The following is a 14,428-nucleotide window of genomic DNA, read 5'->3' as shown; positions in this document are numbered from 1 at the left end:
GCGATGGCGAAGGGCCCTCGCGGGCGGGAGTCCGCGAAGGCCCTTTTCGCGTGGGCCGTGGTGGGGCGATTGACAAGCCGAATCCGGCAAGGTTGTCATGGGCACATGATCCAGTCCCCCGTCACCTGCCGCGCCAGGGCCGAGGGCGGGCGGCCTCCGTGGGCGTACCGTCCGTGACCGGTCGCCGTGAGCTGCTCGACACCGCCCGGGCCGCGCTGGCCGCCCGGCGGGGAGTCCTCCTCCACGGGCCCGCGGGGATGGGCAAGTCCGCTCTCGTGGCCGCCCTGATGACGTCCCCCGCCGGAACGGTGCTGCACTGCTCGCCCGTTCCGGAGGAGTCCGGGCTGCCGTTCGTCGGCCTCGTCGACCTGTTCGCGCGGGTGCCGGAGAGCTGCCTGGCGGCGCTGGCGCCCGAACCCCGCGCGGTACTGCGGGCGGCCCTGCTGCACCACCGCGAACCGGCCGACGGCCGGAGCCGGCTCGCGGTGCGCGTCGCCGTCCTCGAAGTCCTGCGCGTCCTCGCCGCCGCCGGCCCCGTTCTGCTGGTCGTCGACGGTCTCCAGTGGCTCGACGAACCGACCGCCGAGGTGCTCGCCTTCGCCGTACGCCGAGTCGAGGGCCTCGACCTACGGGTGGTCACCGCCGAGCGCGTCGCCGACGGTGAGCAGCCCGAACGGCTGTGCTGCTGCCCGCCGGACACCCTCGAACTCCCCGTGCCGCCCCTCGGCGACGACGAGGTGGCCCACCTCGTGCGCGGCGTCGCCGGCGCCGATCTGCCACCGGGTGTACTGCGGGCGATCCAGGACACCGCCACCGGAAATCCCTTGTACGCGGTCGAGTTGGCGCGGGCTGCCCCGCGCGACGCGGCGTCCCTCGGCCTCGGCCGCCCGTTGCCGGTGCCCCGCAGACTGCGCGACCGGCTCCTCGAACCGGTGCGCCCGCTGCCGCCGACGGCCCGGCACACCCTCCTCGTCACGAGCGCCGCCGCCCACCCCACCCTCACTCTCCTGCGCGCCGCCGGGCTCCCCGATCCCGCGGCCGACCTCGCGGAGGCCGAACGGCTCGGCGTCGCGGCGGCCGACGCCGACGGAACCGTACGCTTCCGGCATCCGCTGATCCGGGCCGCCGTCTACACCGACGCACCGGAACACGGCCGCCGCGAGGTGCACACCCTGCTGGCCCGCGCGGTCACCGAGCCCGTGGAGCGGGCCCGTCACCTCGCCCTCGCCCACCCGTACGAGGACGAGACCACCGCCCGCTCGCTGATGTCCGCCGCCGAGACCGCACGCCGCGACGGCACCCCCGACGCCGCCTTCGAACTCGCCGGCCTCGCCGTCCTCCGTACGCCCGCCGACCGCCCCTCGGACCGGGCCGACCGCCTGCTCGCCGCCGCCGAGTACGCCTGCGACGGCGGGCGGTCGGAGGAGGCGGGGCAGGCGGCCGGAACCGTCCTCGCCGGGTCCGGCTCCGCACGGCAACGCGCGCTGGCCAGAGTGATCCTGCTGCGCAACGCCGGGCAGGCCCTGGAGGGCACCCGTGACCTCATCGGCGAGGGCCTGCGGGACGCCGCCGGCGATCCCGAGGCGGAGGCCTGGCTGCACTACTGGGCGGCCGTACGGGGCCTGCTGTGCGGGGAGTTGGAGGAGGCGGCCCGGCATGCCCGCCGCGCCGCCCGGCAGGCGCACCGGGCCGGTGACACGGACACCCGCATCGGGGCCCTGGCCACCCTCGCCCGGGTGTTGTCCCTGGCCGGGGAACCGGTCGCCGCCGACGCGGCCCTCGAAGAGGCGCTCGCGCTGACGGGCGGCGCCGACGCCGGTCCGGAGAGCTGGGGGCTGATCCGGATGCGGGCGATTCTCGCCCTGGACTCCGACCGGGTCACCGAGGCGGGGGAGCGGGTCACCCGGCTCCTGGCGGAGATCGGCGAGTTCGCGGGGGTCGAGGAGACCGTGGCGACCCTGGTCGCGCTGACCCGTATCCAGGTGCGCGCCGGGCACTGCCGGGAGGCACTGCGCACCGCCGCCCACTGCTCACGCACCCTGGCCGAGACGGGCGTACAGACCGCTCCGGCGCTGTACGCGGCGGCGCTCGCGGCGACCGCGGGCGGCAGCGCCGACGAGGCCGGACGCCTCGCCGAGCAGGCGGTACGGGCCTCGGAGGCGGACGGTGACCGGCTGTTCCTGCTGCGCGCGCTGGCGGTGCTCGGCCAGGCCGAACTGCTCGCCGGAGACCCTCGGGGTGCCGCGGCGGCGGTCGAGGTGCTGCACCGCGTCAAGGAACTGGGCGAGGCGATGTGCGCCGCCGACCCGCCGCTGCTGCACTGGTACGCGGACCTGGCCGAAGCCCTGGTCGTCCTCGGGGAGACGGACGAGGCCGGAGCCGTGCTCCACGACGCCCGCACGCGCATGTCCGGCGATGCGCCCGGCAGCGTACTGGCGGCCCTGGAACGGGCGGAGGGACTGCGCGAGGCGGCGCTCGGCCGGGCGAAGGAGGGGGCGGTCCGGCTGCGCACCGCCGTGGACCGGCTGCGCCGGCTCCCGTTGCCCGTCGAACTGGTGCGTGCCCTGGTCGCCCTCGGCACCGTCGAGCGCCGGTCACGGCGCAGAAGCGCGGCGCGGACCGTCCTGCGGGAGGCGCTGGAGACCGCGCAACGGATCGGCGCCGCGCCCCTCGTGACACGGGCCCGGGACGAGCTGGCGCGGGTGGACGCCGGGGAGCGTGGTGGTGAGACGGGCGCGGGTGAACCCGAACTCACCCCCACGGAGGCCAGAATCGCCGAACTCGTCGGCGGCGGCGCCACCAACAGGGAAGTCGCCGCGAAGCTGTTCATCAGCGTCAAGACGGTGGAGGGCGCCCTCTCCCGCGTCTACCGCAAGCTCGGGGTCCGCTCGCGCACCGCGCTCGCCCACGCGATGGCGGTCGCCGTCCTCGCCTCCGGGGCCGCCGTGGCCTACGGCGACGACGACCAAGTGACCCCTGTGCCACAGGGAGTGACGATGAGTCAGCCAGGCAGGATCCGGACGGCCCGCGCACCCGACACACGCCGTTGACATGACATGCGCAGTTAACACGTAGAGCAAGGGTTCCCCCGCTTACGGGGGAGGGGCCGCCGTTCCTACGGTGAAGTCGTTCCGCTTCCGGGACATCGCCCCCACTCTCCGGAGGACCCCAGTGAAGTCACGCCTGAAACTGCTCGGCCTGGTCGCCGCACCGGCCCTGCTCGCCGCCGCGGTCCCCGCTGCCTACGCTGCCAACACCGTCCAGCCGCACACGACTCGCGCCGCTGTCACCGGAGACGTCCTCAAGGGCCTGAACAAGCACGCGAACCGCACCGGCAAGGTCGCCGCCGGAAAGCGCATTTCGGTGGCGATCAGCCTGACTCCCAGAAACGACAAGGCACTCGACACCTTCGTCGCCAAGGTCACTGACCCCCGGTCGAGTTCCTACGGCCACTACCTGACGAAGGGCCAGTTCGCCGCCCGTTTCGGCCGGACCGACGCCGAGGTCAAGCAGCTGAAGGACTACCTGCGCGCCCAGGGCCTCACCGTCGGCAAGGTCCACTCGGGCAACCTGCTGGTCGACGCGACCGGCACCGCCGCCCAGCTGGAGAAGGCCTTCGGCACCAAGCTCTCCACCTGGAAGGACGCGTCGTCCGGGCGTTCGTTCTACGCCAACGACACCCCGCCGACCCTGCCGACCTCGGTCGCCGCCCTCGTCAGCGACGTGGCCGGCCTCAACAACCACACCCAGCTGCACCACCAGTCGGCGTCGCGGGTCGCCCCGCGCAACGGTCCGGGCGGCGGCTACACCCCGGCCCAGCTCAAGGGCGGCTACAACGTGTCCGGTACGTACACCGGCAGCGGCCAGAAGATCGCGCTGCTGGAGTTCGACGGCTTCCAGCAGGCCAACATCACGAAGTACGACACCAACTACAGCCTGGGATCGCCCACTCCGACCGTGTCCGAGGTGGACGGCGGCTCCGGCGCGCTCGGCGACGGCCAGGTCGAGGTCGAGCTGGACATCGAGGTCCTGCACGCCATCGCCCCCAAGGCGAACGTCACCGTCTTCGAGGGCCCCAACTCCGACGCCGGTGAGGTCGACACCTACCAGGCCATCGTCGACAGCGGCATCCCGACCACGTCGATCAGCTGGGGCGCCTCCGAGAGCGCCCGCACCACCTCCAACATCAACGCCGTGGACGCCGTCTTCAAGGCGGGCGCAGCCCAGGGCCTCGGCTTCTACGCGGCCTCCGGCGACGACGGCTCCGACGACGCGGGCGACGGCACCACCACCGTCGACTACCCGGCCAGCGACCCCTACGTCACCGGCGTCGGCGGCACCAAGCTGACCGTCACCTCGGCCAACGCCTGGAGCAAGGAGGTTGCCTGGTCCGGCGGCGGTGGCGGCAAGTCCTCCGTCTTCAAGATCCCCAGCTGGCAGACCGCGGTCCAGAAGAGCGCGGGCGGCGGCTTCCGCCAGGTACCGGACGTCTCCGCGCACGCCAACCCCAGCCCCGGCGTCTCGATCTACTCCCAGGGCTCGTGGGGCACGGTCGGCGGCACCAGCGCCGCCGCGCCCGAGTGGGCGGCGTTCGCCGCGCTCTACAACCAGCAGGCGGCGGCGGCCGGCAAGGCCAACCTCGGCTTCGCCAACCCCGCCCTCTACACGGCGAGCGGCACCGGCTTCCACGACATCACCAGCGGCAGCAACGGCGCCTACTCGGCCGCCACCGGCTGGGACTTCACCAGCGGCTGGGGCTCGTACAACGCCGCGACCCTGGCGGCCAAGCTCCTCGGCTGACCCTGCCGAGCGACAACTCACGACCGGGGAACGACGACCGTAGCGCGGGCCGGGACCACTCCCGGCCCGCGCTCGTCTGCTCTGCCGCCGTCTGCTCTGCCGCCGTCGGCGCTGCCGCGCCGGGGCGCCCGGGCGCGGCCGACGGCGAAAGCACCGCCGGCACACGCAACCACGAAGCCGCCACGCCCCTCCTACACAGGAGACGCACGGACAGCGGGCGAAGCGACAGGGGTGGCGATGGAGCGGCAGTGGTCCCGCCGGAGGTTCATGGTCTACTCACTGGCCGCGACCACCCTGACCGTGGCCGCGCCGATCGGCTGCGACTCGTCCTCGGCTGAGGGCGCCGAGAACCGGTCGGCGGACACGGGCGCCCGGTCCGGCGTCGTGGTGACCGGTGAGGACGACGAGATGCTGGTCCTGGAGGTCACCGCCGCGAACCGGGTGGTGGTCCGGCTGCCGCGCGTCGAGGTCGGCCAGGGTGTCACCACCGCCGTCGCCATGATGATCGCCGAGGAGCTGGACGCCCGACTGGCCGACGTCGACATCCCGCTCGCCGACGCCCGCACCAGGGGAAGCCAGTTCACCGGCGGTTCGAACTCGGTCAGCTCCCTGTACGGACCGGCCCGGGCGCTGGCCGCCACCGCGCGCGCCCGGCTGGTGACCGCCGCCGCCGAGCACTGGCGCCTCCCGGCACGCACGCTGCGGACCCGGAACACCATGGTGGTCGCACCGGACGGGCGTACGGCCACCTTCGGCTCGCTGACCGCGACGGCCGCGAAGGTCACCCGCCCGAAGGTTTCCAGCAAGCCCAGACCGGCCTCCCGGCACAAGGTGATCGGGAAACCGACGACCCGTATCGACGCGCGGGACATCATCACCGGCAAGGCGCAGTACGCCGGTGACCTGAAGGTGGCCGGCGCGAAACCGACCGTGATGGCCCGGCCGCCGACGCTCGGCGGAAAGATCCGTACGGTCGACGACCGGGCGGCCCGCGCCCTGCCGGGTGTCCGCGCGGTCGTGCGGGTCGCGGGCGGTGTCGCCGTGGTCGCGGACACCTTCCACCACGCCTTCCAGGCCCGGGACGCCCTGCGGATCACCTGGGCCCCGGGCCCGCTGGCCGCGCTGTCCGACACGGCGATCAGATCCCGGCTGCGCGCTGCCGTCCCGCCGCTGGGTGCCGCGCCGGGCGGATCGACGCAGGTGACGGGGGAGTTCGAGTTCGCGTTCGTCGGCCATGCCCCGATGGAGGTGCTGACCGTGGTGGCGGACGTCCGCGCGGACCGCGCCGAGCTGTGGTTCTCCACCCAGACGCCGATGGACGCCCGGGACGGCATCGCCTCGGCGGTCGGACTCCCGGCGTCGAAGGTCAGGGTCCATGTCCTGCGCGGCGGCGGCTCGTTCGGTCGGCGGCTGAACCACGACTTCGCGATCGAGGCCGCCCTCGTCTCCAAGGCGGCCCGCAGGCCGGTCAAGCTGATGTGGAGCCGCGCCGACGACCTGCGGCACGGCAGGATGCGCCCGGCCACCCACCACCGGATCAGGGCCAGCCACGCGGGCGGCCGGGTGGTCGCCTTCGTCCACGCGACGTCGTCGGTGAGCGAGTCGTGGGAGGGAGAGGGCCTCGCCGCGCAGGGCGGGGTGACGTCCGTTGCCGCGCGGGCGGGGCGCGTACGGGCGGCGGGCCCGCTGCCCAGCGACAGCGGGCTGTACAACTTCGGCCGGCTGTCCGGGGATTCGGGCGATGTGGCGCTGGCGGCGATACCGCTCGGCGCGTGGCGGTCGGTGGACTCCGGGACGACCCGGACCGCCGAGGAGATCATGGTCGACGAGATCGCCCGGAGCCTGCGCAGGGACCCGGTCGCCTTCCGGCGCACCACACTCCGGAGCGGGGCCGTGCGCGCGGTACTCGACAAGGCGGCGTCCGCCGGGAGGTGGGGGCGCTCCATGCCGGCCGGACACGGGCAGGGCATGGCGGTCCACGAGGAGTACGGCTCCTGCGTGGCCTGCCTGATCGAGATCGACGCCACCGACCCGAAGAACCCGCGGGTGACGAAAGCGGTGATGGCGGCCGATGTCGGAACGGCCGTGAATCCACGCGGACTTGAGGCCCAGCTCATGGGCACCGTGATCGACGGCATCTCCACCGTCCTGCGGGCCGGCCTCCACATCGACCGGGGCGCGGTCCGCGAGGGCAGCTTCGCCGACTTCCACTACGCCCGCCAGCGGGACGCCCCGCTGCACTTCGAGGCGCACATCATGCCGTCCAGGGGGGAGCCCGGCGGAGCCGGGGAACTGGGGGTGCCGGCCGCGGCGGGCGCGGTCGCCAACGCGTACGCCCGGGCGACGGGCACCAGACCCCGCCGCTTCCCGCTCAACTTCTGACGCCTGATCCCGTCCCCGTCCCCGTCCCTGTACCGATCCCCGCCCCGACCTCGCCTCCGAGAGGGTTCCGATGCCCCGCTACACCTTCGACCTCAACGGCGGACCGGTCACCGTCGAGGCCCCGGCCGACATGCCGCTGCTCTGGGTGCTGCGCGACCTGCTGGAGGTGACCGGCCCCAAGTACGGCTGCGGGGTCGGGGTGTGCCGCGCCTGCACCAGTCATCTGGACGGTGCGGAGATCCAGCCCTGTGTCGTGCCCGTCGCCGACTGTGCGGACCGCAGGGTCACCACCATCGAGGGGCTCGCCGACGGCGACACCCTGCACCCCGTCCAGCAGGCGTGGCTCGACCGTGATGTCGCACAGTGCGGCTTCTGCCAGCCCGGGCAGATCATGGCCGCGGTGGCGCTGCTCCGGCGGACCTCGGAGCCGACCGACGCGGACATCGACGCCATCGAGAACGTCTGCCGCTGCGGCACGTACTCCCGTATCCGCGAGGCCATCAAACAGGCCGCCGCGGAGACCGAGGGCTGATCCGCGGGGCAGAAGCAGGTCGGCCGGTATTGGCGAGTTCAGTTCCTCAGTGGCCGGTATGGGTATGCTGCCGGTGAATGATTTCCTCGGCCTGATCCTGATGTGACGTTTCTTCGTAAACGCACCGGTCAGGCAGCCATACGGGGTTTCATAGCATGGTGTGTCGTGCACCGAAGACTGTTCTTTCGTTTTCCATTCGGACGAGTGGTAGGCAATCGGCCCGGTTTGTCCGTGAGTTGACCCGGACAGTCCTTTCCCGTCGGGTGGGGATAGGCCGTGCGAATATTCTGGATTCGCACCCAGGAGATCATTTCGGGGCCGTGTACTGCATGAATTCGGAAAACTGCTCAAATGAGGTCGCCATCGTCGACGGAGAAATCCTTCGGGAGTTGTCCTGGGTAGAGATCGCCGGCCACCGGGAAAGACTGATGCGACTGGTCCGGCGGCGGCTGCCGACCGCCCAGGACGCGGAGGACTGCGTCCAGGAGGCGATGTTGCGGGCAGCGGCCCACGACAATCTCGACCGGGAGCGGATCGGGCCCTTTCTGACCTCGGTCGCGCTGCGGCTGTGCGTCGACCACTATCGCGAACTGGAGCGCAGACGGCGGCTGGTGGGCCGCACCGCGCACGTCAGCAGGCCCGAGCTGCCGGACGAGGACGTGTGCGACGAGGACTTCGGACGGTGGCTGCTGCGCCAGGTCCAGCAACTGAGGGGCCGGGAGCGCCAGGTCATGCTGGCCCGCGCAGACGGCATCTCCACCATGGAGTTCGCTCGTATGCACCAGATCTCGCTGAAAGCGGCCGAGGGTGCCTTCACCCGCGGGCGGGCACGGCTGCGGCTCGTGTGCGCCCAGACGCTGGACGGGGTCACGGCGCACCACAGGTAGCGGCGGCGCAGCGCCTCCGGGCACGGGGCCCCTCGATCAGCGGCAGCAGCCGGTGCACCGACTCCGGCGGAATCAGTCGGGGCGGATGCGGCCGGGGCCCGTACAGGTCGGCGAGCGGTGGCGCCCCGCCCCTGGCGGGTCGTCGGCGCCGGCAACCCGGGGCCTCCGCACTCACGGAACAGTCCGATGCCCGGACTCCCCGGGGCTCTCCAACGTCATCAGCGGCAGGGGCCGCAGCCCGTCGTCGATGCCGGGCGGCAACCTGGTGAGGGTCGCGCGCGCCCGCGCTCCAGGAATCTCATGTCGTCCCCTGCTTCCCAGGTCCTCGGATGCCGTCGGTGCCGTCGTCGGCTCTGTCTTCACGAGCTTTACGAGCCCACCGCGAGGACCCTTCGGCGTACGCGACGCCGGAGATGGGCGGGGGCACCGGGGATCGGTGGGGCATGCACCGTCCGCCGTACGAGACGCCCTTGACGTGGGCCGCGAGCCGATCGACACTCCCCACGGGAATCCTAGTGAAAAGGTAGGGAAACAGGATGCGCGTGGAGTCGAACGCCAGTCGGGTGGTCCGCGCACCCCGGCCGACCCCGCTGCTGACCTCCCGCCGGCACATCGACCTGCAGCGCGTCTGCAGCTCCATCAGCCCCCTGCGCTGACCCCGGCCGCCCAGCCCGCGCCACAACGGCGGCCCCCGACTACGCCTTCCGCCGCGCGTACGTCTGCGCACCACACCTGGGGAGACTCATGACCGTCACACCACTGGCCGCCACCTCCGCCCGCCCCGCCCCGGCCTTCCGTGGCCGACTCGGCCGGGACGCGCGCAGCGGCCACTACGCCGTGCCGCGCCGCTACCGCCTCCACCTGTCCCCGGCCGACCCGGACTGTCTCCGGATCGCCGTCACCCACAGCCTGCTCGGCCTCGGCGCGGCCTGTCCCGTGACCGAACTGCCCGCCGTGCCCGACGCCCCCGGCGGCGAGCACTCCGCCCTGCGCCCGCTGTACGAGGCGAGCGCGCACCGCTACTCCGGCGTGGCCACGGTCCCGGTGCTCAGCGACGACTGGTCGGGGCGGATCGTCAGCACGCACACCCCGGACATCCTGCGGGACCTGTCCCGGCACTTCGGCGGCGGTCGCCCCACGCTGTACCCGTGCGGCCTGGACGCGGAGATCGAGGCCGTCGAGCGCCTGTGCGCCCAGGGCGTCGACGCGGCTGCCCAGCGAGCCGGAGACGCCGCCGCCGAGGACGGCGACCGTGCCGACGCGCTCGCCTCCCTGCTGCGCACCCTGGGCTCGCTGAACGCGCGGCTCGCCGCGGACCCGTATCTGCTGGGTGACCAACTGACCGCCGCTGATGTGGAGTTGTGGGTCAGCCTGGTACGCCTCGACACCGTGCACCGCTGGCACCTGGACGCCGCCGCCGTGCACCGCGTCGCCGACCACCCGGCCCTGTGGGCCTACGCCCGCCGCCTTGCCGCCCACCCCTCATTCGGCCCCCACCTCGACCTCGACGCCATCGCCCGCCGGCACCACGCCGACTGCCGGGGGCTGGAGGCAGCGGGGGCCGCCGTACAGATTCTGGACTGGGCGGCATACGCGGACGGCTCCGCTGGATAGGCGGCTTGTTCACCGCGGCCTGGTCCGGCCCGGCCCAGCCCGGTGGGAGCTGGTCGCGCCCACGCGACGCAGCCGCATGTCGGCGCAGCCGCGCGCCTTACGGCGCGCTGAACCTGGCCGGTCTTCATCCGGCCGACACAAATGACCGGAACATGCGGCGTCATCGGATTGTTGACGACGTCGTGCCCAAGCCCATCCCGTGCCGCCCGAGGCTGTACTCGCGGCGCCACATCGACCTCCTGCGTGTGGCCGGCGCGCTCTGTCGTTCCTGACCCGCTGTCCCGCCCCTTCGTACGGTCGATCAGGAAGGCGTCACTCTCGTGTCCTTGTCACCCTCTCCTCTGCATCTTGCTGTCGCTCTGGACGGCGCCGGCTGGCATCCGGCGGCCTGGCGTGAGCCCGTCGCGCGGCCGGGTGAGTTGTTCACTGCCCGCTATTGGGCCGATCTGGTCGCGGAGGCCGAGCGCGGGCTGCTCGACTTCGTGACGATCGAGGACGGTCTCGGTCTCCAGTCCTCGCATCCCGTCGAGCCGGACGGCTGCACGGACCAGGTCCGGGGCCGTCTGGACGCTGTCCTCATCGCGGCCCGCGTCGCCCCGCTGACCCGGCACATCGGTATCGTCCCGACGGTTGTCGCCACCCACACGGAGCCGTTCCATCTCTCGAAGGCGATCGCCACCCTCGATTATGTGAGCACCGGCCGTGCGGGGCTGCGTGTTCAGATCAGTGCCCGTCAGAACGAGGCCGCGCACTTCGGGCGTCGTACGCTGCCGCACATCGACCCTCTCAACGACCCGCATGCGTGGGAGTCCGTGGCGGTCCTCTTCGACGAGGCCGCCGACTATGTGGAGGTGGTGCGTCGGCTCTGGGACAGCTGGGAGGACGACGCGGAGATCCGCGACACCGCCACCGGCCGTTTCATCGACCGCGACAAGCTGCACTACGTCGACTTCGAGAGCCCGCACTTCAGCGTCAAGGGACCGTCGATCACGCCCCGCCCGCCGCAGGGCCAGCCGGTCGTGACCGCGCTGGCCCACGAGACGGTTCCCTACCGGCTGGTGGCCCGGGCCGCCGACGTCGGCTATGTCACGCCGCACGATGGCGCCCAGGCCCGCGCCATCGTCGGGGAGATCCGTGCCGAGCAGTCGGCGGCCGGCCGGGCCGGTGAACTCCTGCACGTGTTCGGGGACGTGGTGGTCTTCCTCGACGACACCGAGGCCGCCGCGAGGGCCCGCCGGGATCGTCTGGATGCGCTGGCCGGGTACGAATACACCAGCGACGCCCGGATCTTCGCCGGTACGCCGGTCCAGCTCGCGGATCTGGTGGAGGAGTGGGTGGCGGCGGGGCTGTCGGGGTTCCGGCTGCGGCCCGCCGTCGTCGGGCACGACCTCCCCGCGATCACCCGGAAACTGGTTCCCGAACTCCAGCGCCGGGGTGTCTTCCGGACGGTGTACGAGGCCGACACCCTGCGCGGGCTGCTGGGCCTGCCCCGCCCCGCCAACCGCTACACCACCACAACCACCCCTGCCTTTGCCTCTGTCTCTGCTGGTTCCGCTGCTGCCGGCGCCTGATCGGGAAGGACCGTACGACCATGAGCAAGCCGCTGAAGCAGATCCATCTGGCCGCGCACTTCCCCGGTGTCAACAACACCACCGTGTGGAGCGACCCGCAGGCCGGCAGCCACATCGAGTTCAGCTCCTTCGCCCACTTCGCCCGCACCGCCGAACGCGCCAGGTTCGACTTCCTCTTCCTCGCCGAGGGCCTGAGGTTGCGTGAACAGGGCGGGAAAATCTATGACCTGGACGTCGTGGGGCGCCCCGACACCTTCACCGTCCTGGCCGCGCTCGCCGCCGTCACCGAGCACCTGGGCCTGACCGGCACCATCAACTCGACCTTCAACGAGCCCTACGAGGTGGCCCGCCAGTTCGCCAGCCTCGACCACCTCTCCGCCGGCCGCGCCGCCTGGAACGTCGTCACCTCCTGGGACGCCTTCACCGGCGAGAACTTCCGCCGCGGCGGCTTCCTCCCCCAGCAGGAGCGCTACTCACGGGCCAGGGAGTTCCTCCAGACCGCGGGCGAACTCTTCGACTCCTGGCAGGGTGACGAGATCCTCGCCGACCAGCCGGGCGGCACCTTCCTGCGCGACGCCAAGGCGGGCGCGTTCGTCCACTCCGGGCAGCACTTCGACATCGAGGGCCAGTTCAACGTGCCCCGCTCCCCACAGGGCCGCCCCGTGATCTTCCAGGCCGGCGACTCCGACGAGGGCCGCGAGTTCGCCGCCTCCACCGCGGATGCCATCTTCAGCCGTCATGCCACCCTCACCGAGGGCCAGGCCTTCTACACCGACGTCAAGAACCGCCTCGCCAAGTACGGCCGCCACCCCGACCAGCTGAAGATCCTGCCCGCCGCGAGCTTCGTCCTGGGCGACACCGACGCCGACGCGGAGGAACTGGCCCACGAGGTACGCCGCCAGCAGGTCAGCGGCGCCACCGCGATCAAACACCTGGAGTTCGTCTGGAACCGGGACCTGTCCGCCTACGACCCCGACGGGCCGCTGCCCGACATCGACCCCGACCCCGGCGAGCACACCATCGCCCGCGGCCGGGCCCAGGTACGGATGTACCGCGACCCGCTGGCCACCGCCCGTGAATGGCGTGAACGCGCCGCCGCCAACAAGTGGTCCATCCGGGACCTCGTCATCGAGACCGGCAACCGGCAGAACTTCGTCGGATCCGCGGCCACCGTCGCCGCCGCCATCAACGACCTCGTCCAGGCAGACGCCGCCGACGGCTTCATCCTGGTCCCCCACATCACCCCCGGCGGCCTCGACACCTTCGCCGACACCGTCGTCCCCCTCCTCCAGGAACGCGGCGTCTACCGCACCGAATACGAAGGCACCACATTCCGCGACCACCTCCGCCTCACCCACCCCGACAAGGCGGCGGGGGAGCGCGCGGCGTCCTGAAGTCGACGTACATGGCGTGGTCGAGGACGTCACCCTCCCCCATGAAGGTGACGTCCTCGACCGCTCCCCCGAGTGCCCGACGGGTGGTCTGATTCGTTCGCGGCGGCCGTCATGCGCTGGTCTCTGCCCCCAGCTTCACCAGCACATGACGGCCGTTTCCCCCGATCCCCATGTGGAGTAAAGGCGTACGCGGACGAAGTAGCGGCGGCCCTTGACGAGCCGGACCCTGACATGGGCGTTGTACGGGGAGCCGCCGTCGTCCTCGGCGGAGAGGTAACGGGGCTCGCCGTCGATCTCCTCGAAGACCGCGACAACCGTGTCGCTCTCCCCGAAGGTCCCCACGGTGTAGTCGCGGGTCTCCGGCGGCGCGATGCCGAAGTCGGCCTGCTCGCCCGCGCCGAGGTGCAGGGGCGCGGACCTGAAAGGCGCGAGTCCGGCCGGTGCGCACGTGCCCGTCGGCGGATACCAGCGGAGCACGAACTCCTTGTCGGCCGGGGAGAGAGTCCCCAAGGGCTTCACCCCGGACCGGAACTGCTCCGGTTCGAGGACCAGCCCCGCCGAGAACGGATACTCCATGATCGACAGCGGGTCCCAGACAGAGCCGTTGACCTCGTCCGGGTCGAGCTTGCGGAGAATGTTGAAGTACGTCTTGTCGCGGCCCCAGAAGTTGGGCGGTCCGGCCAGGTCGTCGTACACGGCCTCGTCGTCCCAGTGGATGCCGGCGAACGGGTTCTGATGCTCGTGGAGCATGCCCAGGGCGTGCCCGATCTCGTGCAGGGCCGTCGCGCGCTCCCCGGGCGCGGTCAGATCCCAGCCGAAGTTCATCGTGCGCCGCCCCAGACCCACCGAGAGTGCGTCCCGCCCGACCGTGGAGTACGAACCGTCACCGGTCTGGAACCCGATGCGCAGTTCGGCCTCCGATCGGTCGCGCACCTCGACGAACGACAGCCCGATCCCCAGGTCGAGCCACTCCCGGAAACAGTCGCGGACAACCTCGCGCTGTGCCTCGGCGCCGACCCATGACTCCCACCGGGTTTCCCCCGTCCCCGGCAGTGGGATGACCGAGCCGTCGCTGTCCCGGTCGAAGAAGTAGTAGTGGAGCACGGTGCCGTTCACCCACATCAGGCGCCCCGACAGGAGCGCACTGAGCCGCTCGGCCGGCAACCCCGGTGCGTAGGTGGGGGCCGGTTGCTGCGGGAGCGAGCAGAACCGTGCGTTCATGAGGAACAGACTGCGACTCACGGGCGC

11 protein-coding genes are annotated in these 14,428 nt (G+C 72.1%); 10 read left to right on the top strand and 1 reads right to left on the bottom strand.

Going from position 1 to position 14,428, the window contains the following annotated elements:
* Positions 1-173 precede the first annotated feature (173 nt).
* From OG595_RS04855 to OG595_RS04815, 10 genes are all read left to right on the top strand, one after another.
* Positions 174-3,050, top strand: a complete 2,877-nt coding sequence (locus OG595_RS04855; protein WP_329268162.1) for a helix-turn-helix transcriptional regulator — start codon at positions 174-176, stop codon at positions 3,048-3,050.
* 121 nt (positions 3,051-3,171) lie between these two features.
* Positions 3,172-4,800 (top strand): S53 family peptidase, encoded by a 1,629-nt coding sequence (locus tag OG595_RS04850; protein ID WP_329268159.1) that lies wholly within the window; start codon positions 3,172-3,174, stop codon positions 4,798-4,800.
* A gap of 267 nt (positions 4,801-5,067) precedes the next feature.
* The gene (locus tag OG595_RS04845; protein WP_329282642.1) at positions 5,068-7,182 is read left to right on the top strand and encodes a xanthine dehydrogenase family protein molybdopterin-binding subunit; all 2,115 of its coding nucleotides are present in this window, start codon (positions 5,068-5,070) and stop codon (positions 7,180-7,182) included.
* 70 nt (positions 7,183-7,252) lie between these two features.
* A complete protein-coding gene (locus tag OG595_RS04840) occupies positions 7,253-7,714 on the top strand; it encodes a (2Fe-2S)-binding protein (protein ID WP_329268157.1) in 462 nt (153 codons plus the stop codon).
* 329 nt (positions 7,715-8,043) lie between these two features.
* Positions 8,044-8,601: an RNA polymerase sigma factor gene (locus OG595_RS04835; RefSeq protein WP_329268155.1), complete on the top strand. Its 558-nt coding sequence runs from the start codon at positions 8,044-8,046 to the stop codon at positions 8,599-8,601.
* Between the two features lie 536 nt (positions 8,602-9,137).
* Positions 9,138-9,257, top strand: a complete 120-nt coding sequence (locus OG595_RS04830; RefSeq protein WP_329268152.1) for a putative leader peptide — start codon at positions 9,138-9,140, stop codon at positions 9,255-9,257.
* An 88-nt stretch (positions 9,258-9,345) separates the two neighbouring features.
* Complete coding sequence (locus OG595_RS04825; RefSeq protein WP_329268149.1) at positions 9,346-10,215, top strand: glutathione S-transferase C-terminal domain-containing protein; 870 nt, start codon at positions 9,346-9,348, stop codon at positions 10,213-10,215.
* 152 nt (positions 10,216-10,367) lie between these two features.
* Positions 10,368-10,487 (top strand): putative leader peptide, encoded by a 120-nt coding sequence (locus tag OG595_RS45300; RefSeq protein ID WP_443073320.1) that lies wholly within the window; start codon positions 10,368-10,370, stop codon positions 10,485-10,487.
* A 48-nt stretch (positions 10,488-10,535) separates the two neighbouring features.
* A complete protein-coding gene (locus OG595_RS04820; RefSeq protein ID WP_329268147.1) occupies positions 10,536-11,786 on the top strand; it encodes an LLM class flavin-dependent oxidoreductase in 1,251 nt (416 codons plus the stop codon).
* Between the two features lie 20 nt (positions 11,787-11,806).
* Entirely contained in the window at positions 11,807-13,180 is a 1,374-nt protein-coding gene (locus OG595_RS04815) for an NtaA/DmoA family FMN-dependent monooxygenase (protein WP_329268145.1), read from the top strand.
* 135 nt (positions 13,181-13,315) lie between these two features.
* On the opposite strand, the gene absR1 is transcribed toward OG595_RS04815, so the two are convergent.
* On the bottom strand, positions 13,316-14,401 hold the full coding sequence (absR1, locus tag OG595_RS04810; RefSeq protein ID WP_329268143.1) for a beta-glucuronidase AbsR1: 1,086 nt from the start codon (positions 14,399-14,401) through the stop codon (positions 13,316-13,318).
* Positions 14,402-14,428: the final 27 nt, after the last annotated feature.

Origin of the sequence: Streptomyces sp. NBC_01451 (genome assembly GCF_036227485.1) — a bacterium.
In the GTDB taxonomy this organism is placed as follows: domain Bacteria; phylum Actinomycetota; class Actinomycetes; order Streptomycetales; family Streptomycetaceae; genus Streptomyces.
Note: the sequence above shows the minus strand (reverse complement) of the source record. Positions and strands in the feature narration are given on the sequence as shown.

What these genes read in the sequence shown, in the direction of transcription:
- OG595_RS04825 (WP_329268149.1), top strand. Translation starts at nt 9,346, where the DNA reads ATGACCGTCACACCACTGGCCGCCACCTCCGCCCGCCCCGCCCCGGCC.
- OG595_RS04815 (WP_329268145.1), top strand. Translation starts at nt 11,807, where the DNA reads ATGAGCAAGCCGCTGAAGCAGATCCATCTGGCCGCGCACTTCCCCGGT.
- OG595_RS04830 (WP_329268152.1), top strand. Translation starts at nt 9,138, where the DNA reads ATGCGCGTGGAGTCGAACGCCAGTCGGGTGGTCCGCGCACCCCGGCCG.
- OG595_RS04845 (WP_329282642.1), top strand. Translation starts at nt 5,068, where the DNA reads ATGGTCTACTCACTGGCCGCGACCACCCTGACCGTGGCCGCGCCGATC.
- OG595_RS04840 (WP_329268157.1), top strand. Translation starts at nt 7,253, where the DNA reads ATGCCCCGCTACACCTTCGACCTCAACGGCGGACCGGTCACCGTCGAG.
- OG595_RS04835 (WP_329268155.1), top strand. Translation starts at nt 8,044, where the DNA reads ATGAATTCGGAAAACTGCTCAAATGAGGTCGCCATCGTCGACGGAGAA.
- absR1 (WP_329268143.1), bottom strand. Translation starts at nt 14,401, where the DNA reads ATGAACGCACGGTTCTGCTCGCTCCCGCAGCAACCGGCCCCCACCTAC.
- OG595_RS45300 (WP_443073320.1), top strand. Translation starts at nt 10,368, where the DNA reads ATGCGGCGTCATCGGATTGTTGACGACGTCGTGCCCAAGCCCATCCCG.